This window comes from Rhodococcus oxybenzonivorans, assembly GCF_003130705.1.
GTDB classification, from domain to species: Bacteria; Actinomycetota; Actinomycetes; order Mycobacteriales; family Mycobacteriaceae; genus Rhodococcus_F; species Rhodococcus_F oxybenzonivorans.
In genome coordinates this window covers 537511-559762 of record NZ_CP021354.1, presented here as the reverse complement: position 1 = coordinate 559762, position 22252 = coordinate 537511, and the positions used below count along the sequence as shown (strand labels likewise).

22 protein-coding genes and 1 tRNA gene are annotated in these 22252 nt (G+C 65.1%); 9 read left to right on the top strand and 14 right to left on the bottom strand.

The window, feature by feature from the left end:
* Positions 1-15: 15 nt before the first annotated feature.
* Positions 16-990, top strand: coding sequence for a tRNA glutamyl-Q(34) synthetase GluQRS (gene gluQRS / locus CBI38_RS02810; RefSeq protein WP_109326203.1), 975 nt, complete (start codon positions 16-18; stop codon positions 988-990).
* Here gluQRS and CBI38_RS02805 read toward each other — a convergent pair.
* A complete protein-coding gene (locus CBI38_RS02805; RefSeq protein WP_109334815.1) occupies positions 956-1555 on the bottom strand; it encodes a DUF4190 domain-containing protein in 600 nt (199 codons plus the stop codon). The genes gluQRS and CBI38_RS02805 overlap by 35 nt on opposite strands.
* Positions 1556-1762: 207 nt before the next feature.
* Here CBI38_RS02805 and CBI38_RS40515 point away from each other — a divergent pair, with 207 nt between their 5' ends.
* From CBI38_RS40515 to CBI38_RS02790, 3 genes are all read left to right on the top strand, one after another.
* A complete protein-coding gene (locus CBI38_RS40515) occupies positions 1763-2755 on the top strand; it encodes a DUF2189 domain-containing protein (RefSeq protein ID WP_204164867.1) in 993 nt (330 codons plus the stop codon).
* Between the two features lie 156 nt (positions 2756-2911).
* On the top strand, positions 2912-3520 hold the full coding sequence (locus CBI38_RS02795) for an RDD family protein (RefSeq protein WP_109326199.1): 609 nt from the start codon (positions 2912-2914) through the stop codon (positions 3518-3520).
* A 121-nt stretch (positions 3521-3641) separates the two neighbouring features.
* Positions 3642-4376 carry a queuosine precursor transporter gene (locus CBI38_RS02790; RefSeq protein WP_109326198.1) on the top strand — a complete coding sequence of 245 codons (735 nt, stop codon included), beginning with the start codon at positions 3642-3644 and terminating at the stop codon, positions 4374-4376.
* Here the strand turns inward: CBI38_RS02790 and tgt are convergent.
* On the bottom strand, positions 4358-5620 hold the full coding sequence (gene tgt, locus CBI38_RS02785; RefSeq protein ID WP_109334813.1) for a tRNA guanosine(34) transglycosylase Tgt: 1263 nt from the start codon (positions 5618-5620) through the stop codon (positions 4358-4360). The two genes, CBI38_RS02790 and tgt, sit on opposite strands and share 19 nt — an antisense overlap.
* A 146-nt stretch (positions 5621-5766) precedes the next feature.
* On the opposite strand from tgt, the gene CBI38_RS02780 reads away from it, so the two are divergent.
* On the top strand, positions 5767-6633 hold the full coding sequence (locus tag CBI38_RS02780) for a cyclopropane mycolic acid synthase family methyltransferase (protein WP_109326197.1): 867 nt from the start codon (positions 5767-5769) through the stop codon (positions 6631-6633).
* A 9-nt stretch (positions 6634-6642) separates the two neighbouring features.
* On the opposite strand, the gene CBI38_RS02775 is transcribed toward CBI38_RS02780, so the two are convergent.
* From CBI38_RS02775 to CBI38_RS02760, 4 genes are all read right to left on the bottom strand, one after another.
* On the bottom strand, positions 6643-8598 hold the full coding sequence (locus tag CBI38_RS02775) for an ABC transporter ATP-binding protein (protein ID WP_109326196.1): 1956 nt from the start codon (positions 8596-8598) through the stop codon (positions 6643-6645).
* Positions 8595-10328, bottom strand: a complete 1734-nt coding sequence (locus CBI38_RS02770; protein WP_109326195.1) for an ABC transporter ATP-binding protein — start codon at positions 10326-10328, stop codon at positions 8595-8597. The genes CBI38_RS02775 and CBI38_RS02770 overlap by 4 nt, the downstream gene beginning before the upstream one ends.
* 93 nt (positions 10329-10421) lie before the next feature.
* Entirely contained in the window at positions 10422-12776 is a 2355-nt protein-coding gene (locus CBI38_RS02765) for an MMPL family transporter (protein WP_109326194.1), read from the bottom strand.
* 48 nt (positions 12777-12824) lie between these two features.
* The gene (locus CBI38_RS02760; protein WP_109326193.1) at positions 12825-13427 is read right to left on the bottom strand and encodes a TetR/AcrR family transcriptional regulator; all 603 of its coding nucleotides are present in this window, start codon (positions 13425-13427) and stop codon (positions 12825-12827) included.
* 120 nt (positions 13428-13547) lie between these two features.
* Between CBI38_RS02760 and CBI38_RS02755 the strand changes: the two genes are divergently transcribed.
* On the top strand, positions 13548-14363 hold the full coding sequence (locus CBI38_RS02755) for a methyltransferase domain-containing protein (RefSeq protein ID WP_109326192.1): 816 nt from the start codon (positions 13548-13550) through the stop codon (positions 14361-14363).
* A 10-nt stretch (positions 14364-14373) separates the two neighbouring features.
* Here CBI38_RS02755 and CBI38_RS02750 read toward each other — a convergent pair whose 3' ends face one another.
* Positions 14374-14871: an RrF2 family transcriptional regulator gene (locus CBI38_RS02750; RefSeq protein WP_109326191.1), complete on the bottom strand. Its 498-nt coding sequence runs from the start codon at positions 14869-14871 to the stop codon at positions 14374-14376.
* 110 nt (positions 14872-14981) lie between these two features.
* On the opposite strand from CBI38_RS02750, the gene CBI38_RS02745 reads away from it, so the two are divergent.
* Positions 14982-15950: a sterol desaturase family protein gene (locus CBI38_RS02745; protein WP_109326190.1), complete on the top strand. Its 969-nt coding sequence runs from the start codon at positions 14982-14984 to the stop codon at positions 15948-15950.
* On the opposite strand, the gene CBI38_RS02740 is transcribed toward CBI38_RS02745, so the two are convergent.
* The 5 genes from CBI38_RS02740 to CBI38_RS02720 all read right to left on the bottom strand — a co-directional run bounded on the left by CBI38_RS02740 (position 15882) and on the right by CBI38_RS02720 (position 19488).
* Positions 15882-16568, bottom strand: coding sequence for a YceI family protein (locus CBI38_RS02740; protein WP_109326188.1), 687 nt, complete (start codon positions 16566-16568; stop codon positions 15882-15884). The genes CBI38_RS02745 and CBI38_RS02740 overlap by 69 nt on opposite strands.
* Positions 16569-16703: 135 nt before the next feature.
* Positions 16704-17291: a DUF3618 domain-containing protein gene (locus tag CBI38_RS02735; RefSeq protein WP_109326187.1), complete on the bottom strand. Its 588-nt coding sequence runs from the start codon at positions 17289-17291 to the stop codon at positions 16704-16706.
* On the bottom strand, positions 17288-17713 hold the full coding sequence (locus tag CBI38_RS02730) for a phage holin family protein (RefSeq protein ID WP_109326186.1): 426 nt from the start codon (positions 17711-17713) through the stop codon (positions 17288-17290). Before CBI38_RS02730 ends, CBI38_RS02735 begins: the two co-directional genes overlap by 4 nt.
* Positions 17710-18609 carry a hypothetical protein gene (locus tag CBI38_RS02725; RefSeq protein WP_204164866.1) on the bottom strand — a complete coding sequence of 300 codons (900 nt, stop codon included), beginning with the start codon at positions 18607-18609 and terminating at the stop codon, positions 17710-17712. The genes CBI38_RS02730 and CBI38_RS02725 overlap by 4 nt, the downstream gene beginning before the upstream one ends.
* 213 nt (positions 18610-18822) lie before the next feature.
* Positions 18823-19488: a TetR/AcrR family transcriptional regulator gene (locus tag CBI38_RS02720; RefSeq protein ID WP_109326181.1), complete on the bottom strand. Its 666-nt coding sequence runs from the start codon at positions 19486-19488 to the stop codon at positions 18823-18825.
* A 210-nt stretch (positions 19489-19698) separates the two neighbouring features.
* Between CBI38_RS02720 and CBI38_RS02715 the strand changes: the two genes are divergently transcribed.
* Together CBI38_RS02715 and CBI38_RS02710 are read left to right on the top strand one after the other, a co-directional pair.
* On the top strand, positions 19699-20637 hold the full coding sequence (locus CBI38_RS02715) for a metal-dependent hydrolase (protein WP_109326180.1): 939 nt from the start codon (positions 19699-19701) through the stop codon (positions 20635-20637).
* Positions 20637-21794, top strand: a complete 1158-nt coding sequence (locus tag CBI38_RS02710) for a hypothetical protein (RefSeq protein ID WP_109326179.1) — start codon at positions 20637-20639, stop codon at positions 21792-21794. The genes CBI38_RS02715 and CBI38_RS02710 overlap by 1 nt, the downstream gene beginning before the upstream one ends.
* A gap of 53 nt (positions 21795-21847) precedes the next feature.
* Here the strand turns inward: CBI38_RS02710 and CBI38_RS02705 are convergent.
* Together CBI38_RS02705 and CBI38_RS02700 are read right to left on the bottom strand one after the other, a co-directional pair.
* Positions 21848-21938: transfer RNA gene (locus tag CBI38_RS02705), tRNA-Ser, on the bottom strand.
* Positions 21939-21994: 56 nt separating this feature from the next.
* Entirely contained in the window at positions 21995-22186 is a 192-nt protein-coding gene (locus CBI38_RS02700; RefSeq protein ID WP_109326171.1) for a CsbD family protein, read from the bottom strand.
* Positions 22187-22252: the final 66 nt, after the last annotated feature.

Below are 22252 nucleotides of genomic sequence, written 5' to 3'. Positions count from 1 at the left end.
CCCACCGCCTCGCCGATGTCCCAGTCGCCGCACCCGATAACGCCGCTCTCCCAGGCGGAGCCGAACAACGCCACCGCCGGTGCGGGCCGATTCGCGCCCAGCCCGTCGGGAGACCTGCACCTCGGGAACCTCCGCACTGCCCTGTTGGCGTGGCTGTTCGCGCGGTCGACCGGCCGTCGTTTCCTGATGCGCGTCGAAGACCTCGACCGCGTCCGCCCGGGCGCCCGCGAGCAGCAACTGGCAGATCTCCGCGAACTCGGCCTCGACTGGGACGAGGACCTCATGGTGCAGTCGGACCGGCTCGAGCACTACCGGGACGCGGTCACCCGACTCGAGTCGGCCGGCCTCACCTACGAGTGCTTCTGCACGAGAAGGGAAATACTGAAGGCCCCGTCCGCACCCCACGCACCGCACGGTGCGTATCCCGGCATCTGCCGAAACCTGACACCGGAAGAACGCGACGCCCGGCGGGCCGGTGGCCGTCCCCCCGCCCTGCGCCTGCGCGCCGAGGTCGGGTCGTTCACGATCGACGATCTGCTACACGGCAGCTATTCCGGGATGGTCGACGACCTCGTGCTGCGGCGCGGTGACGGCACACCCGCGTACAACCTCGCGGTGGTGGTCGACGACGCAGCCCAGGGCGTCGACCAGGTGGTGCGCGGCGACGATCTGCTGTCGTCGGCGCCCCGTCAGGCCTACCTGGCCGGACTGCTCGGACTGACGGCGCCCCAGTACGCCCACGTCCCCCTGGCCCTCGACCAGGAAGGCCGGAGACTGGCCAAGCGCGCCGGTGCCGTCACGCTCGGCGACCAGAAGGCTTTGGGGCGCACCCCTCGTCAGGTACTCGCCATGCTGGCCACCTCGTTGCGACTCACCGCGCCCGACGAGGAAGTGGACCTGGCCGGGCTGCTCGACCGTTTCGAACCGGCTCGGCTGCCGCGCGAGCCGTGGGTGATCACACTCCCGACGACGCCGCCGCAATCACCATGACGAGGAAGAACAGAATCCACCCGAGGATGTACGCCGCGCCGAGGGCGATGCCGGCGATCGCGAGTCCCCGGCCCTGTTCCCCGGACCGCTTGATCTGACCGAGTGCAACGACCCCGAGAATGATGCCGACGATGGCCCCGAGACCGTAGACGCAGCCGCCCACGATCGAGACGACCAGTGCGGCGATCGCCAGCCCGTTGGTTCCAGGCTGCTGCGCATACGGCGCGCCATACGCATTCGGGGGCCCGTACCCCGAAGTCGGGGCACCGTACTGGTTCGGGGCGGCATACTGATTCTGCCTGCCGTACTGTGCCTGCCCGCCGTACTGGTTCGGTGCCGCGTATGGGTTGGGTGTCCCGTACGGCTGAGGCGAACCGCCGTACTGATGGGTGCCACCGTACTGGTTCGGCGTGGCAGGGGGATTGGGGCTTCCGTACTGCCCCTGGCTTTCCGGCGCCGGCGACGTTCCGTAGGCGCCCGGCTGCTGGTAGTCGGGATACTTCTCGGTAGGTGCCGAATACGTGGGGTTGCCGGAGGCGTCGACCCCGTATCCGTCCCGCGGCAAACCCGGTACCTCGCCGTAGCCGGGCGGGTATTGGCCGCCGTCCGGATTCGAGTTGTCCGATCCCCCAGAATTAGTCACGTTTACCAGCGTAAGGCATGAAATCGCCTCGAGAAGAAGCGGTCCAAAGGTGGGCAAGTAAAGGTTCGTCCACGTAGTGTCTATTCGCACTGTCATACGCAAGCACTCAATTCTTGCTGAGGGGAACACATGACGACTGGTGGATACGACCCGAACGACAAACCAGAGGGCGGTGATCAGGGCGGATACCCTCCGCAGGGCAATCCCCCACCACCTCCCGGCGGATATCCGCCACCGCCCGGGAATTACCCACCGCCGCCGCAGGGACCACCTCCCGGCGGATATCCGCCGCCCCCCGGCGGAAACTACCCGCCGCCTCCCGGGAATTACCCACCTCCGCAGCAGGGGGGAAATTATCCACCCCAACAGGGCGGAAATTACCCACCGCCGCAGGGTAATTACCCACCGCCTCCACAGGGTCCGCCGCCGGGTGGATATCCGCCGCCTCCGCCCGTAACGGGTTACGGCGCCCCCGGCCAGACACCGGGACAGCTGTCAGTGGGCAACGCGATCAGCTACGGCTGGAACAAGTTCAAGGACAACGCGCTCATCTGGATCGGGATCATGCTGGTCGCGGCGGTCATCCAGGTCGTCTTGAACCTGATCTTCGGCGGTTTCAGCACGTCCTCCGACCTCTCCGACACCTTCACGGTGTGGCGAATCATCGGAACGCTCGTCACCACGGTGGTTGGCTACCTGATCAATGCCGCCCTCGTGCGGGGAGCGCTCCACGAGGTGGACGGCAACAAGCCTGCCTTCGGATCGTTCTTCCAGTTCACGAATGTCGGTGCGATCATCATCGCGAGCCTGATCGTCGGTGTGCTGTCCACCATCGGTTTCATCCTGCTCGTCATTCCGGGTCTGATCGTCGTCTTCCTGACGTGGTGGACGCTGCAGTTCGTGATCGACCAGAATCAGGACGCCGTCACCGGTATCAAGTCCAGCTTCGGAATCATTTCCCAGAACGTGGGACCGCTTCTCCTGCTGGCTCTCGCTTTGGTCGGTATCAATATTCTCGGCGCGATTCCGTGCGGACTGGGACTGCTCGTCACGATTCCCCTCACGATCATCGCCTCGACGTACGCATACCGCGTGCTCACCGGTCGTTACGTCTCGGCCTGACGGCCTGAACTCACCGCGGGTGAGCGTGCTTCCCGTCCACATGGACGGCAAGCGCGCTCACCCGTTTCGCTATCCGTCACATGAACCCCCCTCTCGCCATGCGTAATGTGCTCGGCGTCATCCGAGACACACTGACTCGAGATTCGAGGGGGAAATATGACTACTGGCGGATTCGATCCGAACCAGGTGCACCAACCGTTCGGTGCCCAGCCGCAGGGGGAGCACCGGTACGGGCAGCAATCCAGTGAGCAGCAGTTCGATTCGGGGCAGGCTTTCGGTACTGCACCGTTCGCCCAGCCCGATTTCGGGTTCGACACGTCCCGCCCGGGCGAGCTGCTTCCACGCCTGGGTGCGCGCGTAATCGACGGCCTGATCGTGGGGATTCCTACCGCCATCGTCACGACGATCATCTCGCTGGCACTCGGTTCGGTTCTCGGTAGCGTCGTCGGTGCCCTTCTCACCGCGGCCGCAGTGGTCGGGTACTTCGTGCTGCTGGAGACCACGCGCGGGCAGACCCCGGGAAAGCAGCTCTTCGGCCTTCGGGTTGTAGGACCGAACGGTGGACTGCCCACACAGCAGCAGTCGCTGGTCCGGAACAGCTTCTACGTCCTTTCGGCGCTCGGCGGGCTGCCGCTGATCGGGCTTTTGTTCGGGCTCCTCGGCACGGTCGCGGCCATCGTCATCGGTGTGACGATCAACAGCAGCCCCACGAAGCAGGGCAAGCACGATGAGCTCGCCGGCGGTACGCGCGTCGTTCAGGGCTGACCGCTGCCACTGGTGTCGCGCCTGCGGATGAACGTACCTTTCGTCGCTTCAGATCGGACAAAAGGTACGTTCACCCGTTCCTGATTCGCGCCACTCCACCCGCAAGTGCTTGGATTGCGGCGTGACAGCCTCAGATCAGCACGTAGAGCAAGCCGACCATGCCACGTTCGCGCACGTCAGTCGCGGGTACTACCCCACGTTCGTCGCATTGTTCACCGCGACGCTGCTGATCTCGAATATCTGCGCGACCAAGGGGGTCGCATTCTTCAGTGATTCTTCGCTGACCCTCGGGCCGCTGCAGATCCTGCCCCTCATCACCGACGGCGGCTTCTTCCTCTTCCCACTCGCCTACATCGTCGGCGACGTCCTCAGCGAGGTGTACGGGTTCAAGTCGACGCGTCGGGCCATCTATCTGGGATTCGGCGCGCTGATTCTCGCCGCGTTCTGCTTCTGGCTCCTCATCGAGCTCCCCGCCGCCGATTTCTACGAAAACCAGGACGCCCTCAGCGCCGTCGTCGGTGTCTATCCCCGACTGTTGCTCGCCGGACTGGCCGGTTACCTGGTGGGCCAGATGCTGAACTCGGCGACGCTGGTCCTCATCAAGGAGCGCACCAAGGAAAAGCACCTGTGGGCACGGCTGATCGGCTCCACCGTCGTCGGGGAATTCGCCGACACGCTGATCTTCTGCTCCATCGCCGCCGGCGCCATCGGCATCACGACGTGGACCGATTTCGTCAACTACGTGATCGTCGGTTTCCTGTGGAAGACCTTGGTGGAGGTACTGGTCATGCCCATCACGTATCGGGTCATCGCCTACGTGAAGAAGCGCGAACCGACCTACGTCCTCGCGGCGTAGAAGCGGCCCAGGGTCTCGGCCTTGAACTCGTCGAAGTAGCCGCCCTCGATGCTTCCCCGGATCTGGTCGACCAGCCGCACGGTGAACCGTTCGTTGTGGATGGTGCAGAGGGTCGACGCCAGCATTTCCTTGGCCTTGAACAGGTGATGGAGGTACGCCCGCGTGTAATTGGCGCAGGTGTAGCAGTCGCAGTTCTCGTCGATCGGCGTGAAGGCCCGACGGTTCTTGCTGGTGTTGATATTGAAGCGGCCGTCCGGGTGATAGATCGCCGCGTTGCGCGCCACACGTGACGGGTTCACGCAGTCGAAGGTGTCGGCGCCGTTCTCGATGGCCACGAAGAAGTCGTCCGGTTCGCTGATGCCGAGCATGTGCCGGGGCTTGTGCTCGGGCAGTTCCTCGTTACACCAGCGGACGATGGTGCCGAGGTTCTGCTTCTCCAAAGCGCCACCGATGCCGTATCCGTCGAATCCGCGTCCGCTCTCCCCGCGAATCGACTCGAGTCCGCGGCAGGCCTGCCTGCGCAGATCCTCGTACTGCGCGCCCTGAACCACACCGAAGAGGGCCTGATAGGGACGGTGCGCCCGCTCGGCAGTGAGCTTCTCGTGTTCGGCGATGCAGCGCACCGCCCACGCCTGGGTGCGCTCCACGGACCTCTCCTGGTATCCGCGGGTGTTCAGCAGGGTGGTGAGCTCGTCGAACGCGAACATGATGTCTGCGCCGAGCTGATGCTGGATCTGCATCGACACCTCGGGCGTGAACCGATGCCGCGACCCGTCCAGGTGCGATTTGAAGGTGACGCCGTCGTCGTCGACGGTGGCCAGACGTTCCTTGCCCTTCGCGATCACGTCGTCGGATCGCACGCCGACGGCCTCCATGGCGAGGACTTTCTTGAAACCCACCCCCAGCGACATCACCTGGAAGCCACCGCTGTCGGTGAAGGTGGGGCCGTCCCAGTTCATGAACTTGCCCAGGCCCCCGGCCTCGTCGACGATGTCCGGTCCCGGCTGCAGGTACAGGTGATAGGCATTGGCGAGCACGGACTGCGCGCCGAGGTCCTTCATGCTTTCGGGCAGCACCGCCTTCACCGTGGCCTTGGTGCCGACGGCCACGAACGAGGGTGTCGCGATGTCCCCATGCGGCGTGTGAATGGTCCCGGTCCGGCCCAGCCGACCCTCGAGTCGCGTGCCTACGGTGAAGAACGGATCGGGCGGGTGGGGACTACAGCATTCACTGGTGTATCCAATCACGGCCGGCCGTGCGTACTTCCTCACCTCCGGTATGCGCGGGTGAGTCAGCAGGGAAAGTTTGGGTATCCCCTCGGCAGAGTCGGCGCGAGGAGTCCTCCGGATCGCCCGGGAGGCGGCCGGCCCGAGGAGACAAGGGGTCAGGTATGTCGCACACAGCGTTGAAACCCTTCTATCGGCAGGTGCAGTCGCACTACGACCTTTCGGACGACTTTTTCGCACTGTTCCTCGACCCGACCATGACGTACAGCTGCGCGTACTTCGAACGCGAGGACATGACCCTGGAGGAGGCTCAGCGCGCGAAGATCGATCTGTCACTGGGCAAGTGCGATCTGCACCCCGGAATGACCCTTCTCGACATCGGGTGCGGCTGGGGCGCGGCGATGTTGCGGGCGATGGAGAAGTACGACGTCAACGTCGAAGGCCTCACGCTCAGCCGTAACCAGTACGACCACGTGAGCAGGCTGCTGGCGGACCATCCCGGTCCCCGGACGGGCCGAGTCCATCTCCGGGGATGGGAGGAATACCACGAAAAGGTGGACCGCATCGTCAGCATCGGCGCCTTCGAACACTTCCGGCGCGAACGGTACGACACCTTCTTCTCCAACTGCCACGACATGCTGCCTGACGACGGCCGGATGCTCCTGCACACGATCATCGGCCATCCCCTGTCGGCCCTGAAGGAGATGGGTATCCCGGTGACCCGCGAGAACGCCCTCTTCCACATCTTCATCAAGCGGCAGATCTTCCCCGGTGGCCAACTGCCCCAACCACAGTGGATCGAAGAAGCCGTCGACAAGGCGAACTTCCGGATCGAGCGGATTCAATCCCTGCAGAAGCACTACGTGCGGACGCTCGAGCACTGGGCCGACGCTCTGACGGCGCGCCGCGCCGAGGCGATCGAGCTGTCCTCATCCGAAATGTATGAACGGTTCATGAAGTATCTTCTCGGCTGCGCCGCCCATTTCCGGTCCGGGCACATCGACGTCATGCAGTTCACCCTCGTCAAATAGGGAGACCGGTCAGACGTCGGCACCCACGAACTGGCTGTTGTACAGCCGGTAGTACGCACCGCGGGCGATCAGCAGATCTTCATGGCTGCCTTGCTCGACGATGCGTCCGTCCTCCATGACGACGATCAGATCGGCGTCGCGAATCGTCGACAGCCGGTGTGCGATCACGAAGCTGGTGCGGTCGCTGCGCAGGACCGCCGTGGCGTGCTGCACCAGCAGTTCGGTACGGGTGTCCACGGAACTCGTCGCCTCGTCGAGGATCAGGATCGACGGCTGCGAGATGAAGGCGCGCGCAATCGTGATCAGCTGCTTCTCACCCGCGCTGATGTTGCTGCCTTCCTCGTCGATGACGGTGTCGTAGCCGTCGGGCAGCGAGTGGACGAACCGGTCGACGTAGGTGATCCGTGCCGCCGCGAGGATCTCCTCCTCCGTGGCATCGGGCCGGCCGTAGGCGATGTTGTCGCGGATGTTGCCCCCGAACAACCAGGCGTCCTGCAACACCATGCCGATCCGGGACCGCAGGTCGTCCCGAGACATCTCGGCGATGTCGACACCGTCGAGGAGGATTCTGCCGCCGTCGAGGTCGTAGAACCGCAGAATGAGGTTGACCAGCGTGGTCTTTCCCGCGCCGGTCGGCCCCACGATCGCGACCATCTGTCCCGGCTCGGCCACCAGTGACAGGTCTTCGATCAGCGGCTTCTCCGGCGAGTAGCTGAAGGAGACGTTCGAGAACTCCACGTGTCCCTTCGCCAGCTCTGGGGTCCGGGCGTCGAGCAGATCCGGCTCTTCCTCGTCCTCGTCGAGGATCGCGAACACCCGCTCGGCGGACGCCACCCCCGACTGCATGAGGTTGACCATGGCGCCGATCTGGGTGAGCGGTTGCGTGAACTGGCGGGAGTACTGGATGAACGCCTGCACGTCACCGAGACTCATCGTGCCGGACGCCACCCGCATGCCGCCGAGGACTGCGATGGCCACGAAGTTGAGGTTTCCGAGGAACATGATCGCGGGCATGATGAGGCCCGAGATGAACTGCGCCCGGTAACTCGCTTGGTAGAGGTTTTCGTTCTGTTCCTCGAACCGGGCCTCCACCTCACGGCTGCGGCCGAACACGGTGACCAGTTCATGGCCGGTGAAGGCCTCTTCCACCTCTGCGTTGAGCGCCCCGGTCGATTTCCACTGCGCGACGAAATGCGTCTTGGACCGTTTCGCGATCTGCGCTGTCACCAGCACCGACAGCGGGACGGTGAGGACGGCGATGAGTGCGAGCAACGGCGAGATCACGATCATCATCACCAGGATGCCGATCACGGTCATGGCCGACACGATCAGCTGGCTCATGGTCTGCTGCAACGACTGCGACACGTTGTCGATGTCGTTGGTGACGCGACTGAGTAGGTCACCGCGGGAATGGGAATCGAAGTAGCGCAGTGGAAGCCGGTGGATCTTCCGTTCCACCTCGGCGCGCAGGTTCTTCACCACTCCCTGCACGACGATGTTGAGGAGGTACCCGGACAGCCACATGAACACCGACGACCCGACGTACAACGCGAGGACGATCGCGAGGACACGACCGAGCGCACCGAAGTCGATACCGACACCGGGTATCACGGCCATGCCGGACACCATGTCCGCGAACGTGCCCTGCCCGTCGGCCCGCAGTGCGGCGACGGCCTGGTCCTTCGACAGTCCCGCCGGCAACTGTTTGCCGACGATGCCGTCGAAGATGATGTTGGTGCCCTGACCGAGCAGGCGCGGCGCGATGGAGGTGAGTACCACCGCCACCCCGGCGACCAGGATGACGGTGCTCACGGCGATGCGATGTGGCCGCATCCGCCCCAGCAGCCTCTTGGTGGACGGCCACAGAGCGTGCGGTTTGGAGCCGGGCGCTCCCGGCGCGACCGGCCCCGGGATCCGGGGGCCCGCCGGCTTCTCGGCGGTGGCGGTGCTCGTGCGATCGCTCATAAGGCTTCCTGAATCGATCGTTGGGATTCGACGATTTCGACGTAACAGGGGCAGGTGTCGAGCAGGTGATCGTGGGTACCGATTCCGACGATGGCGCCGTCCTCGAGCACCACGATCTGGTCGGCCTCCACGATGGTCGACACCCGTTGCGCCACAAGGATCACGCAGGCGTCCGCCGTTTCCGGTTCGAGTGCGGCGCGCAGGCGAGCGTCGGTGGTGAGGTCGAGAGCGGAGAACGAATCGTCGAAGAGGTAGATCGACGGGCGGCGTACCAGAGCCCGCGCGATGGCCAGTCGCTGTCGCTGCCCACCCGACACGGTGGTGCCCCCCTGCGCGATGGGGGTGTCCAGGCCCTCCGGCATCGCCCGGACGAAGTCGGCGGCTTGCGCGATCTCCAGCGCGTGCCACAACTCCTCGTCGCTCGCGTCGGGTTTGCCGTACCGCAGATTGGTGGCGACGGTGCCCGAGAACAGATACGGCCGTTGCGGAACCAAACCGATCCCCGACCGCAGAACGTCGAGGTCGAGGCGCCGGACGTCGACATCGGAGACGGTGACGGTGCCGGCCGTGGCGTCGATGAGGCGGGGGATCAGCGAGAGCAGCGTGGTCTTACCGGATCCGGTGCCGCCGATGATGGCGGTGGTTTTGCCCGGTTCTGCCCGGAAGCTGATGTCGCGGAGCACCGGTTCGTCGGCGCCGGGAAATTTGAATTGCGCGTCGCGCAGCTCCACCACCCCCGGATGCTCGATCCGGGTGACAGGTTCGGCCGGCGGGACCACAGTCGACTCGGTGGCCAGAACCTCACCGATGCGTTCTGCACACACCGTCGCCCGCGGTGCCATCATCGCGATGAACGAGGCCATCATCACCGACATCAGGATCTGCATGATGTAGCTGAGCATCGCCGTCAGCGAACCGATCTGCATACTGCCGCTGTCGATTTCGTGCCCACCGAACCAGATGACGGCCACGCTGGTGATATTGGCGATCACCATGACCAGAGGAAACATGATCGCGGTGAGGCGGCCGACGCGGAGGGCGGTCTGGGTGAGTTGTTCGTTGGCCGTCTCGAAACGTTCGATCTCGGAGCGTTCACGGACGAACGCCCGGACCACGCGGATGCCGGTGATCTGCTCGCGCAGGACGCGGTTGACACCGTCGATCCGGGTCTGCATCTCACGGAAGGCGGGCACCATCCGCGAGATCACGAACCCCATGGACAATCCGAGGACAGGCACGGTGACGGCGAGAATCCACGCGAGCCCGACGTCCTCGCGTATCGACATCGCGATGCCGCCGATGCACATGATCGGCGCCATCACCAGAATCGTGCAGCTCATCACGACGAGCATCTGCACCTGCTGCACGTCGTTGGTGTTCCGGGTGATCAGCGACGGTGCACCGAACCGGCCGAATTCGCGGGACGAGAAGCTACCGACCTGATGCATCACTGCCCGGCGCACGTCACGCCCGAAGCCCATGGCCGCGCGCGCACCGAAGTACACGGAACCGATGGAACACACGATCTGGACGACGGTGACGAGCAACATCACCCCACCCGTCCACAGGATGTAGCCGGTGTCGCCCTTCGTGACCCCGTTGTCGATGAGGTCGGCATTGAGGCTGGGGAGGTAGAGCGCGGCCGCCGTCGCGACCAGTTGGAACAGGACCACCAGCATCAGTTCCCGCTTGTACGGGCGAAGGTAGGTGGAGAGCAAGCGGTTCAGCATGGGCTGCGATCCTGACGCGTCATCATGATCTTCGAAGGTTACCGGGCCTACGGCCCCGTGAGTGGTTGAGGAGTCCAGAGACTCCCTAACCACTCACGGGCGCGGAGCGCCTACTAGCGCGTCGTCCGACTCGGGGAGCGCCTGGCGCAGCTTCTCGCCCTCGATGTCGACGTTGGGCAGGATCTTGTCGAGCCACTTGGGCATCCACCAGGCCTTGTCGCCGAGGAGCGCCATGACCGACGGGATGATCACCATCCTGACCACGAAGGCGTCGAAGAACACCGCCACCGCCAAAGCGAAGCCGATCGACTTGATGAACGAGTTGGGTTCGGCGATGAAGGCGGCGAACACCGACATCATGATGACGGCCGCTGCGCTGACGACGCGGGCGCCGTGGTTGAAGCCGACGGTGACGGCCTGCTTCGCGGTCGCACCGTGGACGTACTCCTCACGCATCCGGGTCACCAGGAACACCTGGTAGTCCATCGCCAGTCCGAAAACCACTCCGATCAGGAAGATCGGCATGAAGCTCACGATCGGCTGCGGGTTGGCGATGAGGCCTCCCCAGCCTTCCTGGAACACGGCGACCGTGGCACCGAAGGTGGCGGCGACGCTGAGCAGGAAGCCGAGCGTTGCCGTCAGCGGCACCAGTATCGAGCGGAACACCAGCAGCAGGAGGAGGAAGGCGAGACCCACGACCACGGCGAGGTACGGAATCAGCGCATCCTGCAGCGTCTCGGACACGTCGCCTTCGAGGGCGGTCTGCCCGGTGACGCCGTAGCTGACGCCGATCGAATCGTGCAGTGCGGTTTCCGCACCGCGAATGTTGTTGACCAGGTCCATCGTTGCCGGGTCACTGGGTGCACTGGTCGGCGTCACCAGGATTTGCGCGGTGTCACCCGCCCGGTTCACGCCCACGATCTGAGCGTTCGACACGTCGTCCTGCGCCGAGATGGTGTTCACCACCTCGTCGAACGCGGCAGCCGGTGTGCCGGAGGTGAGGTCCTTGGCGTCGACGACGACGAGCAGGGGCCCGTTCTTGCCGGGACCGAATCCTTCGCCCACCAGGTCGTAGGCCTGCCGTGAGCTGGTGGCGGGGTCGCCTGTGCCCTCACTCGGAAGAGCGAGGCTGAGTCCCGTCGCGGGAATGGCGAGTGCGCCCAGCAGCACGACACCGGCGATCAACGGAATGGCGGGTCTGCGCACCACTGCGCTGATGTAGCGCAGCGCGAAGCTCGGCTTGCCCTCGTCGTCTTCGAGGTCACGACTCTGCAGAAAGGGAATCTTTCCGGCAAATGCCTTGCGCCCGAACAACCCGAGGATGGCCGGCAGCAGTGTGAGCGCGATCATGACGGCGATGAGCACCGTGAACGCGGCGGCCGCACCCATGTCCGTGAGGAACGGGATTCCGACGACGCGCAGCGCGATGAGCGCGATGATGACCGTGAGACCGGCGAACACCACGGCGGAACCGGCCGTGCCGACGGCGCGTCCCGCCGCTTCCGAGCGGTCCGACGTGAGGGAGAGTTCGTGTCGGAAACGCGACACGATGAACAGGGAGTAGTCGATGGCGACTGCGAGGCCGATCATGATGGCCAGGGTGGGCGTCATCGAACTCAGGTCGGTGAACCCGGTGGCCACGGTGATTCCGAGGCTGCCGATCATGATTCCGATGATCGCGGTGATCAAGGGGAGACCGGCTGCGACGAGCGAGCCGAAGGTCAAGGCCAGAACCACGGCCGCCACACCGATTCCGACGAGCTCGGTGGCACCGCCCGGCGGTTCGGCGTCGTTGGCGGCCGATCCACTGATCTCGACGGTCAGGCCGGCATTGCGGCCGGCGTCAGCCGCCGACGAGATCTGTTCGCGCAGAGCCTTGTTTACGTCGCCCATGTCGCCCTTGAAGGGCACCTCGACGTAGCCGACGGTCTTATCCGCGTTGAGCGGCGACAGCGCCTGTGCGTTCGCGACGGCTGCCTCTTCGCTGATCCCCTTGTCCGCGGCGGAGGACTTCGCCATGTCGAGGAGCTGCGTGTTCGCCTCGACCGGATTGACCAGTGCCTGCGCGGCGTCGGCTCCCGAAGCGACCGCGGGATCGACCTTGGCTGCATCCTGGACCTGTTCGATTCCCCGCACCTTGGCGAGCACTGCGTCCATCGCCTGCCGGCTCTGTTCACTCTCCAGGGTCTGCCCCTCGGGTGCGGCGAAGACGAACCTGGCGCTCACCGCGTCCATGGGGTTGTTGCCGGCCGCTTCGGGGAAGCGCTCGGCCATCAAGTCCTGCGCCTGCTGCGCCGGGGTGCCGGGAATGGAGAACGAGTCCTTGGTGGGACCCGACAGGGTTGCCGCCCCGACACCCATGAGGACGAGGATCACCAACCAGACGCTGATGACCGCACCTTTTCGCCGGTACGCGAATCTGCCGATCCGATAGAGATAGGTGGCCACTGGAGGCTCCTTCTGAGTCGGTGGAACGAGGGGTTCGGGCGCAACCGGTTACGGCTGCGGGATTCCCTGACGGAGTTGACGCATGGCGTCGCGGACCAGTTCTTCGGGTCCGCTCGCACCCGATTTGCCGCTCATCCACAGATCGAGCGACACCTTGCATGCCGAGCCGACTGCCATGTGCAGCAGGTTGGGGTAGAGGTCGGTGTCGATATTGGTGCCCGTCCGTTCGGCGATCACCTCACCGACCAGGCGGGTCACCCGAAGGTGCACCTCGAGCTTCTTCGCGAGCAGCGCGGGGCTGGTCTCGACGAGCTCCATCATCACGACGGTCTCTTCGAGGGGTTTCGCGGGATCGGTGACGATCTGGACCACCACGTGTTCGAGGGAATCCCAGATCGGCTCGTCTTCCGGACGAGCGCGGAGCAGGTTCACCCAGTCGTGAACGGACTCCTCGAAATGCGCCAGTACCGCCTCTTCCTTGCTGGAGAAGTAGTTGTGGAACGTCCGAGTCGACACACCCGCCTCGGACGCGATGGCGTCGGCGGTGACGCACTCGATGCCCAGCGCCCGGGCCAGGCGCGCGGCGGCACCGCTGAGAGCCGCGCGAGTGGCGGCTTTCTTCCGGTCGCGCAGTCCCATTTCCGAAATCACTCCATCCACCCTACAGAACTTGCAGAGCTCTGCAATTTTGCAGAGGAGTGCAATTTCTATGACGTTGACCACTCGACCGTTCGGCTGTGCTCGCCGTCACCGCTGAACTACCGTGGATTCATGGCAGATTCGGCCGTGCCGCTGTCGTTCCGGTCCGACGAGATAGACCGAGACGCCCTCGAACAACTCGCCTCCGTCCTCGACATCCAGGCCGAGCGGCCGGGAATCCGGCGTCTGCGCGCCTGGGCCCACGACGCCCTCCACCTCGAACCGGGCGAACACACGCTCGACATCGGCTCCGGAACCGGATCGGAGACGCGAGCAATGGCTGGTGCCGTCGGCGCGGCGGGGCGAGCGATCGGGCTGGACCCGAATCCCGGAATGGTGCTCCTCGCGCGCGAACGGACGGAGGCGGCGCGGTCGACGGCGCAGTTCGTCGTCGGCACCGCCTATTCCCTACCCTTCGCAACGGGCAGTCTGGACGCCGTGCGCTGCGAGCGGGTCTTCCAGCACTTGACCGAGCCGGAACGAGCGGCAGCGGAAGTGGCGCGCGTCGTGAAACCGGGCGGAAGAGCCGTGATCCTCGACAGCGACTGGGGAACGGCGATACTGCACCCGGGTGATCCCGATGTTCTCGCGCGCATCACCGACGTGATGCTGACGCACACCGCGAATCCGTATTCGGGCCGGCTTCTGCCGGGTCAGTTGACGCAGGCCGGACTCGTCGTCGAGCACACAGGTTCGCAGGCACTGATGCAGGAACCCGGCGACGCCACGGGTCCGCTGGTCACAATGATGATGGATGCGGCGGTGGCCGAAGGTGCGATCTCCCCCGCCGAACGGAGAGCCCTTCTCGAGCAGCTGGAGTCCGGCGCCCGCACCGGCGACTTTCACATGTCCGTGACAATGTTCGGGTATCTCGCGCGCAAGCCCTGATCCCGCACGATCAGCCCCGCTGTGCGTCCTCGTCCGCCGGTGCAGCCGCGCGGGGGCGGCGCTCCCACGCGCCGGGATCCGCGGTGAGTGCGGTGAGGAAGTCCGGGAGCCGCTGCTCCGCGATGTCGGCCACACTCACGTTCTCGAGTACCGCACGCAGGTTCACTCGCACGGCGATCCACACGTCTTGCAGCTTGGCCGCCGGCCCGCCGTATTCCACGTCCTCGGGCCTCTCGCCGCGCACCGAGGCCAGCGGGCCCTCGACGGTACGAATCACGTCGGCGATGGAGATGTCGGACGCCGGACGGGCCAGCCAGTAGCCGCCGTCGGGGCCGCGCCTGCTGTTCACCAGTCCCCCACGCCGGAGGTCGGCGAGCACGGCTTCGAGGAATTTGTGCGGAATGGTCTGCGCGTGCGCGAGAAACTCGGCTTTGGACGGTGAGGGCCCGGCCGCGGCCAATTCGATGAGCGTCCGCACGGCGTAGTCCACCTTGGCGGTGATGTGCACACCAAATTCCTATCACCTGAGTATGAAAAGGAGCAAACGCGCACCGAGGGTCCGTGAGTGACCGCCATCACGTACCGTGAGCTGGACGATCGTACTCTGCGGAGGAACGCATGTGGGACACCGTGATGTCGGCGTGGAGTTCGGCCCTGTTCGAGCCACTTCACGAACCTGTGACGCTCGCCGTTCCCGCGTTCGTGGTGTTCCTCACCATCGAGTGGCTGGCCGCCCGCCACCTCGAGGACGCGGCGATCGGGCCCGACGGCAGGTCCCGTCCGGCACCCGGTGGATACGAGCGCCGCGACGCCCGTGCAAGCGTGTCGATGGGCGCGGTCTCCATCGCGACGACGGCGGCATGGAAGCTGTTGGCACTCGTCGGTTACTCCGCGATCTGGGTGTATCTCGCACCGTGGCATTTACCGGCGGACGCCTGGTACACCTGGGTGATCCTGCTGGTCGGAGTGGACCTCCTCTTCTACGCCTACCATCGGATGGCCCATCGCATCCGGCTGATCTGGGCCACCCATCAGGCGCATCACTCCAGTGAGTACTTCAACTTCGCCACCGCGTTACGGCAGAAGTGGAACAACAGCGGCGAGATCGTGATGTGGATTCCACTGCCGCTCATCGGCATTCCACCGTGGATGGTCTTCATCGGCTTCTCCGTGAACCTCGTCTACCAGTTCTTCGTGCACACCGAGCGAATCGACAAGCTTCCCCGGCCGATCGAATTCGTGTTCAACACTCCCTCTCATCACCGGGTTCATCACGGCTGCGACCCCGAGTATCTCGACCGCAACTACGCCGGAATCCTCATCGTGTGGGACAGGATGTTCGGCACCTTCCGGGCCGAAACACACCGCCCCACTTATGGGCTCACCAAGCCGGTCGGGACGTACAACATCTGGAAGCTGCAGACTCATGAGTACGCCGCGATCGGGCGGGACTGGCGCAACGCGCGGTCGTGGCGAGACAAAGTCGGCTACGCGTTCGGGCCGCCCGGATGGGCGCCGTCAGGAGCGTGCCAGGCTGATCAGGAAGTCCACGGTGCCGCGGCCGTCCACGGTCACGAAGCCCAGTGACGGCGGCTGCACTCCGAAGTCCGTCCAGGTGACCGGGATGCTGCCCGAGGCGATGAGGTCGTCGCCGGAACGCAGCACCTCGATGTCCACCGTGACCGGACGCGACTGTCCCTTGAGCGTCAGGGTGCCTTGGGCGGTCACCGTCCCCACTGAACCGTCTTCGGGAAGCCCGGACAGGTCGACCGGCTCGTCGACGGTGAATGTGGCTGTCGGATGGGTGTCGGTGTCCATCACATTGCCGCGGAACTGAGCGTCTCGACGCGACTGATCGGTGGTGATGGCGGCGACCTGCACGCTCACCTCTCCGGCGGTCAGCTTCTCGCCCTCGACGGTGGCCGAACCGGCGACTTCACCTGTGGAACCGACCACCGTCACGCTCGCGCCGTTAAGGATTTCGTGGACGGTGTATCCCGCGGCGGTCTGGTTCGGCGCCTTACCGGGTACGACCGTCCACTGCCCGTCGACCGACCCGGAAGCCGCCTGGGCGCCCTCGGTCGACACCGACGCCGCCGGGGCGTCGTCCTCGGCGATGAACCGACCGTATGCCCACGGGCCGACCAGGACCGCGAGCACGAGAACGGCAACGACTCCGCCGATGGCCCACCACAGCTTCTTCATGCAGACAGGGTAGTTGCAGCTTCAATGGCTGTCACTCGGTTCGCGCGGTGGGGTCGCTGGTGCATCGCCGAACCAATCCGGACATACGCGCGCCCCGCTCGGGTGGGAACCCGAACGGGGCGACGGTATTCCGGGTCAGCGTTGCTGTTCTCGGACCGTGTCCTTCGCATCGGCCGCACGGCCCTGCACATCCTGAGCGGCGGACGTTCCCTCCGCCTTCACGGTGTCCGCGGCCTCGGTCACCGTCTCCTTGACCGCCTGGGTGGCGTTCTGGGCAGGCACCTTCAGGTTCTGGGCTGCATCCTTCGCTACATCGGTCAGTTCCTGCGTGAGGGGCTCGGCCTTCTCCTTCACCGCGAGAGCGGCCTCCTGTTCGCGCTCACTCGCGGGAAGCATCGACGCCACCAGCAACCCGGCACCGAAGGCGATCAGCCCGGCCGCCAACGGGTTGCCCTGCGTGTGCTGGCGCACCGCGCGCGGAGCTGACTGAGCGGCGTCGGCGGCGGAACTCTGCGCGTCGGCGAGGCTGGAGCCGGCGTCCTGCGCGGACCCCATCACGCGGTCGCGCACGCCGCCGACCGCGCTGGTCATCCTGCCCACCTTTCTCTTCGCAATGGTGGTGGGGTTCGCTTCCCGAGCGAGGGTGTCCACGTCGGCGCTGAGATTACGGCGGGTGCGTTCGATGTCGGCGCGGATACGGTCGGGTTCCTGGCTGGTGGTCATGGCGACTCCTGGGGGTGAGGGGTGAGCGCGTCGGGAATTTTCTTGGCGGTGTCGGTGGTCTGCGGGAGGCCACGCGCCTTCTTCAGTGCCGCGCGGCCGAGTACGGCCAGAACGGCGGCGATGATCGCCCACACGAGCATGACGACCAGCGCGGACCAGCCGCGTCCGATCGCATTGCCGAGGCTCCACCATGCGGCAACGGACAGGAAGAGCACCGCAAAGTGCGCGGCTACCGCGGCGCCGGCCAGCATGCCCGCGCCCTTACCGACGCGATTGGCGGTCTGCGTCGCTTCGGCTTTCGCGAGCGCCACTTCTTGACGCATCAGGACGGTGAGATCTTCGCTGACGTTCGACAGCAACTCGCCGATGGAGGGCGGCTCTGTGCCGTTCCCTCCGGTGTGGGATCCGTAGGGTGCGCTCATCGCGTCACGTCCGGGCCTGCCGGCGGGTACCCGGTCTCGGGGTAGCCGGATTCTTGCGTGTATCCGGGCTGCTGCGAGTACCCCGGCTGCTGGGTGTAGCCGGGCTGCCCGGTGTATCCGGGTTGGGCGTACCCCGGTTCCGTGTATCCGGGCTGCTGCGAGTACCCCGGCTGCTGGGTGTAGCCGGGCTGTGGCGAAGGTGGATATTGGGAGGGCGGGTACTGCGGCGGCGCGTCGTACAGACGCTGCGGCTCCGGAGGGAGCGCTCCCGCATCCGGAACCTCCGGCGGCCACTGTTCACCCTGACCTGCGCGGGCACGGTTCGGCGCGGCGTCACCGCTGTCGTCGTTCGCCGCCATCAACGAGCGGCCCAGTCGACCGGCGAGCAACCCGGCGCCGGCGGCGAGAGCGAGGAAGGTGCCCGGTTTGCGCCGCGCGAAACGTGTCACTTCATCGAGAACGTGCCCGGGTTCGCGGTCCTCCAGCCACGAGGCGATGGCGTGTGTTTTTTCGGCGACCTGCTTCGTGAGATCGGTCGCCATCCCGGACTGGTCCGAGTTCCTCGCCATCGATCCGAACTCGTCGCCGAGGGCCCGAAGACCCGACGCCACTCGCTTCTGCTGCGTAGCCGCCTGATCCGTCAATTCGCTCCGTGTTTGCTGCAGAAGGTCTTTAGCCTGCTGCGTCGCCTCGCCGGCGACATTCTGCGCTTGTTCACCTGCGACACCGGCGACGTGCTTACCCGCCCCGGCCGCATCACTCGCGACCTCACTCGCCTGCTGCTTCGCGACGTCCGTCGTCGACTCGTCCTGTGTGCGTGTTGTGGGCGTGTGCGTTGCGGGATCGGCCCAGGCACCCGCTTGGTCTTGTGTGGGGTTACCACCGGGAATAGTCATGTGTTGGCCCTGCCTCCTGCGTGAACGTGTGTACGCGTCGGTCCGTACGAAGCGGACGTGTTGTTGCAGTTACCCCACGCCCTCGACCCGAAACAGGCAGCGGCACATCGATCCAGGATCTCGGGAAATATGTCGGCGTACAGAGAATTCACCGGCGAAAGGTGAGATCATGCGGCGCCGAACCCGGCAACGCGCACGAAGCAGCCACCCTTGCTACTGCATGAGCTGAGAGCCGCCGCGGGCATTGCTGTCGGCAGCACGTCGAGTCGGTGCGACGGGCTGCTGCGGGGCGATCGCAGGCCCCATCCAGCGTCGGAGATACCGCCGCATCTCATCGTCGCTCCTCGGCGGGTTTCCCGGGGAAACGAAGAACGACTGCATGGTTCGAAGGAGGTACTCGACGAGATCCGCGAGAGCGGGGTCGTCGTACCCGCAACCCTCCCAGTCGACGTCGAAGCGCTTGATCATCGTCATCCCGAAGGTGCGCGCCTCGTGCGAGGTGATGCCCTCGGGATCGACGTTCGAGTACGAGCTCGACAGCAGTATGCCGAGGTGGGGTGTGCGACGCACCTCGGTCAGCGTGTACACCACGGCCTCGATCATCGCGTCGACCGGATCGTCGATGCCTTTCACCTGCCGGGTCAGGCGATCGAGAAATCCGTCGACGGACGCGATGGCGGCCGCCCTCATCAGTGCGTCGGCGCTGGGAAAGTATCGGTAGACCGTCTGGCGGATGACGCCGAGCGACTCAGCCACATCGGCGATGCTGATTGCCGAACCCGTTTGTCCGATCAATTCGACTGCGGCGGCAACGATTCGGCGGGACGCTTCGTCATCGTCGCCGGGTGGACTACCGCCCCAGCCGCGCCTTCGTGCCACTGCCGCTTCCTCGGGTCGAGTTCTGTCCGTCGGGCGCGCGGAACCACGGCGGGAGCGCGCCCATCCAGATGAACGGCGACGCTACCACAGAGCCCCGCCGCCATTTCGAACCTGAGCCTCGAAAGTAATCATACAGATGCGCCGCCGTATGTATGATCGTCGCCACTGAGGGTTCCACCCAGCCCGTTTCGAAAGACGAGGTATCGCACAGTGACCGATCTACAAGTCCGAAAGATGCGCTTCGCGTTCGCGGATTACGACGTGCCGTTCGTGTGGAACGAGGAGAATCCGGCCTTCTCGAGCATGGCCAACGCGGTCTCGTTCCTGGCGATCGGCTTCGAGAAGATGATCGTGAAAATGATTCTCCAAACCAAGCCGCTGATCACCGATTCCGCCGTTGCCGAGGAGGCGGACGCCTTCATGCGGCAGGAAGGGCAGCACTCGACGGCTCACCGCCAGCACGTCAAGGCACTGATCGATCGATACCCGGGACTTCAGGAGACCCTGGACGACGTGATCGGAGAATTCGACCGGCTCACCGCCCAGACCCCGCTGAACTATCGACTGGCGTACACCGCCGACTTGGAAGCGACCTTCACTCCGGTGTTCAAGCTGATGCTCGACAACGATTCCACTCTGTTCCGGCCCGGAGACGACCGGGTCGCGTCCCTGTTCATCTGGCACTTCGTCGAGGAAGTAGAACACCGAAGTTCTGCGCTCATCATCTTCGATTCCGTTGTCGGGAGTGACATGTACCGGATGCGGATGGCCCCGTCGATCTTCCGGCACGTGCTGAAAGTGATCCGGATCGCCTGCGAAGGCTTCAATCGGCATGTCCCGCTCGAGGATCGCAAGGTCGATGCGCTGTCGATGTTCGCCTCGTACCGGCGTCAGCAGAACCTGCGCAAGCGATTGCCCCTGCTGCACGCCGAGGACAACGGCCCGATGATGCGCGCGTTCGACGATCTCCCGCTCGGCAAGCAACTCACCGCGTTGGTGGGCATCATCCGCAGCCAGCTGCCGCGGCACAACCCGGATCACGAGAAGCTGCCCGCACTCGCCGACGTGTGGTTCGAGCGCTACGAGGCCGGCTACGATGTCACGCACTGGTATTCCGCCGACACGGTCGCGTCTTCGGAGGCGCGCTGATGGCCGATCATTGCTCACCCACATTCGACCAACTCGCGTCGGCGCTCGGCTTCTCGTGCCAGGAAGCCGGTGGGCTCGTCGAGGTCCGCAACCCGCTGGCGTTGGAAAACTGGACACTGCCTGTCCTCGAGCTCACCATCGTTCTCGGCTCTGTGCTCGCGCTCGTCGTCGCGATCGTGCGCTTGCGACGGATGGGCGATCCCACCAACCTGGTGCTCTGGTTCGGCGCAACCGCTTACCTGTTCATCATCGAGCCGCCGCTGTACTTCCCCGCCGCCTTCGGCATCGAGGACCACGTGGACACGATGTTCGCGCACAACGTGTTCACCGTGGACTTTCTCTGGGGCCGACTCCCGCTGTACATCATCGCGATCTACCCGCTGATGGCCACCATGGCCTTCGAGATCGTCAGAATGCTCGGTGTCTTCCGTCGGTACGGAGTGCTCGCCGGCGCAGTCTGCGTGGGCTTCGTCCACCACGCCTTCTACGAGATCTTCGACCATCTCGGACCGCAACTGCGGTGGTGGGAGTGGTCGACCGAGAATCCGATCAATCAACCGCTGTTCGATTCCGTGCCACTGCCGAGTGTCGTCGTGTTCGCTGCGCTGTGGCCGATGTCGCTGGCGTTCTGCGTGCAGTTCTTCGTCGGCCGTCACGTCGACGAGGGCCGGCGCTTCTCCGGTCCCGAACTGGTGTGGCGCACAGTCGTCATCGGTGTCCTGGCGTCACTGGGCACGTTCATCCTGCCGCTCCCGGCGACGGTCTTCGGAATGGGCAGCACCACCGCCCGCGCCGTTCTCTACGCAGCGGAACTTCTCGTCGTCACCGTCGTCGCGATCTGGATTCTCGTCCGTCAATGGTTACGGCTGCGTGGGGAGAACACGGATGATCCCACGTACACCAACTACTTCGTCCAGCGCTACAGCGTGGTGTACCTGAGCGTGATGGCGCTGCTCTGGGCCACGGCGTTGCCCGACTACTTCGGGGCGGTCGACGGCGTCACGGACAACGGCGACCCGGTGGGCAACCTCTGGTACACACTCGCCTGCTTCGCGGTCGCGGTCCTGTGCGTCGTCGCCACATTCACCGTGCCGCGCAGAAATACCGCAGGCAGCGACACTGCTTCCGCCGGCGCACCCGCAGCAACAGGCCCGTAAACGCGAGAAAGCCCCTGACCCGGTCTCGAGGACCGGATCAGGGGCTTTGCCCTTGGCGGTGGCGGAGGGATTTGAACCCTCGGACGGGGGTTACCCGTCACACGCTTTCGAGGCGTGCTCCTTAGGCCGCTCGGACACGCCACCGCCGGTGACTTTACCGGATGTGACGCCCGAGCCTGAAATCGCCAGGTGGAGCCGCTTTACGTGAGCTTGTCCTTGAGGTTGGACGCGGCGTCCTTGGCCTTCTCACCGGCGTCCTTGACGGCGGACGATGCCTGATCGGCCTTGCCCTCGTCGCGAAGGTCCTTGTCGTTGGTGGCCTTGCCGGTGGTTTCCTTCGCCTGACCCTTGAGGTCTTCGGCCTTGTTCGATGCTTTGTCTGCGATTCCCATGAGATACCTCCGTGAATCCGTTTCGGACCCGGTGCCGGGCCCGGCGGCGCCTCGTTCGACGCCTGT